The sequence below is a fragment of the Myxococcus sp. AB025B genome, assembly GCF_006518215.1.
In the GTDB taxonomy this organism is placed as follows: Bacteria; Myxococcota; Myxococcia; order Myxococcales; family Myxococcaceae; genus Myxococcus; species Myxococcus fulvus.
Genome location: NZ_SRLW01000575.1, coordinates 1 through 2,209, shown reverse-complemented (window position 1 = coordinate 2,209; position 2,209 = coordinate 1). Strand labels below are relative to the sequence as shown.

General features: G+C 69.3%; 2 protein-coding genes and 1 pseudogene. 2 read left to right on the top strand and 1 reads right to left on the bottom strand.

The window, feature by feature from the left end; all coding sequences use genetic code 11:
- A pseudogene (locus FL311_RS42720) lies at positions 1–446 on the top strand (caspase family protein); the annotation flags it as partial.
- Positions 447–675: 229 nt separating this feature from the next.
- Positions 676–1,596 (top strand): hypothetical protein, encoded by a 921-nt coding sequence (locus tag FL311_RS42715; RefSeq protein WP_228557471.1) that lies wholly within the window; start codon positions 676–678, stop codon positions 1,594–1,596.
- 27 nt (positions 1,597–1,623) lie between these two features.
- Here the strand turns inward: FL311_RS42715 and FL311_RS44655 are convergent.
- Positions 1,624–2,209: hypothetical protein (locus tag FL311_RS44655; protein ID WP_141333364.1), on the bottom strand; the 586-nt coding region annotated here is incomplete at its 5' end.

Here is a 2,209-nt window from a genome sequence, read left to right as displayed (position 1 = left end):
AGGTGGGAGTGCTGATCGCGAGGGAGAGCTCCGGTGGGCTGGGGTTGTCCTTCCTCGGAGGACTCAGCCTGGGGGGCACCCGGGGCGCGACGAACGCGCAGCGATTCGAGCAGGTGGAGCTGGGGCTGTGGAGTGGCCTGGGCCTCGCGGGCTCGGTGGGGCGAGTCTGGATGGGAGCCCACGCGGGCCTCGGTGTGCTGGGCCTGGCTCAGCGCGCGACGAGCCCGGATGCGGAGCGCCGCCGCGAGCTGGGCCTCCCCACGCGACGGACACGCACGGGCGCGGGCGCGGCCACCTTCGCCGCGCTCTCCGCGGAGGTCCCGGTGAGCGCGCGCACGGGCCTCTTCGCCCGGCTGGGCGGCCATGTCGCGCTGATGCGCGAGGACGAGAAGCTCAGGACGCAACTCGCGCCACAGCTGATGCTGGGTTGCACCTGGGGGCTGTGAGCGTGGGCGGCATGTCCCACGTGAGTCCGTCCATGCGTCTCCTTGCTCGCATCGACTGGATGGCGCGAGCGCTTCGAGAAGAGGGCGCGCGGGTTCTCCAGCTGATGCCTGTCACGTGACCTGGGATTGCGCCCGGGTCCGGGAGGAAGGCCATATGACGACGATGCGGGAGCGCGGTTTCTGGAAGTGGAGCCTGCTTGCACTGGCATTGACGGGATGCGGTGGTGTCATGGGAGACGAGGCGGAGGACGAAGCCCTGCTGACGCTGGAGGGCACGCTGCGCGCCTCTTCCACCTTCGACCTGGGGAACTCCGACCGCATTCGCGCGTCGCTCCTCTGGGATGTCTGGCCAAAGGTCGTCGTGGACTGCATGGTCCAGCGGACGTATCCGGAGGGCCTCGCCCGGTGCCAGCGATTGGCCCCGAAGACGTCGTACCACCACCCCGACGCGGACGTCAGGGTCAACGGCCACTTCCCCAACATTTTCAGCATGTCCCTCAATCGCCTGCCGGATCCCGCGGCACTGATTGGAGAGGAGGGCTCCAAGCTGGGCATGGCCTACGTGATGGCCTACGTGGACGGCAACGGCAACGGCACCCTGGACCGGGTGTCGAACGAGGCCACTTCCAGCCCTGACATCGTCGTCGGGTTCCAGTCGGGCTTCGGTGCGGACCCGACGGAGCAGTCCTTCATCCTGTACCGCGAGGGCGCGCTCCACCCGCTCTACCGCTTCGACTTCCCGGACTGCCCGGAGATTCCCCAGGGGTACTCCGTGGTGACGCTGCACTACACGGAAGAAGGGACGGAGTGCACCGTGAAGACGCGCCGGGTGGACCTGGACATGGATCTGGAGGCGAGCCAGGCCTTCCAGCAGCTCGCCTGCGAGGAGCCCAACGCTCGAGTCCTCCTGGACACGGTGCGCGCCTCCACCGTGGGGCCTCCGCCCGTGGGGAGCACCCAGCGGTGCGGCACGTTCATCCACTCCATCTCGCGCAATGACCAGGTGCTGTACGTGAATCCCCACCCCGAGCGCTTCTGCTCCGTGGCGAACACGGAGGTGTACATGCTGAAGGACTACTGGGATGGCACCTGGGATGACCGGGCCTCGCCGCCGTCCTGGTGGCCCTGCCCGGTGGTGACCACGCCCTGAGGTGACGGCCGTGAAGTCCCGCGCCCGTCACTGCTGTGGATAAGAGCCCTTCGCTGCGTCCCGGCGGGCGCGCTCCGCGGCCTCGCTCTCCTCTCTCCGACGGTCCGCTGCCGCGCGCTCTTCGATGGCGCGCGTCAGCGCCTCCGGCGTCTTCGCGCGGAGGAGCGGGGCGAGCTGCTCGAGCGCGCGCTGGAGTTCGGGAAAGGGAACCCGGTTCTTGTCGACCAGGATCTTCCACGGCTCGGAGACCGAGGTCCGCTCCAGGTCGAAGGTGACGTGCTGCACCTGCCGCTCGGTGGGGACGTCGATGCGGGCTCCTGTGAACCGGTCCTGCTCGCAAGCGCTGACCCAGACGGACTCGTGCGAGCCCGACTTCATCCGCCGTCCTCGAACGCCGTACTGGACCTTGCAGAGCTTCAGGGAGCCCAGCTGCGCCTGGATGCCGGCCATCTCCTGGAGCGCGCCGACGTCGATCTCCTCACGGTCTCCGGCCGAGCCGGCTGAGCCGCCCAGCATGACCCCGGCCCCCAGGGCGCCCGCCATGACCACCACGGCGGCGCCGGCGAAGAGGACAACCTTGTTGTTGGACCTGGGCGCGGGGGACGGGCGGGAC

Excerpts from the sequence above, each read along its gene's own strand:
- FL311_RS42715 (WP_228557471.1), top strand. The coding sequence starts at position 676 with ATGGGAGACGAGGCGGAGGACGAAGCCCTGCTGACGCTGGAGGGCACG.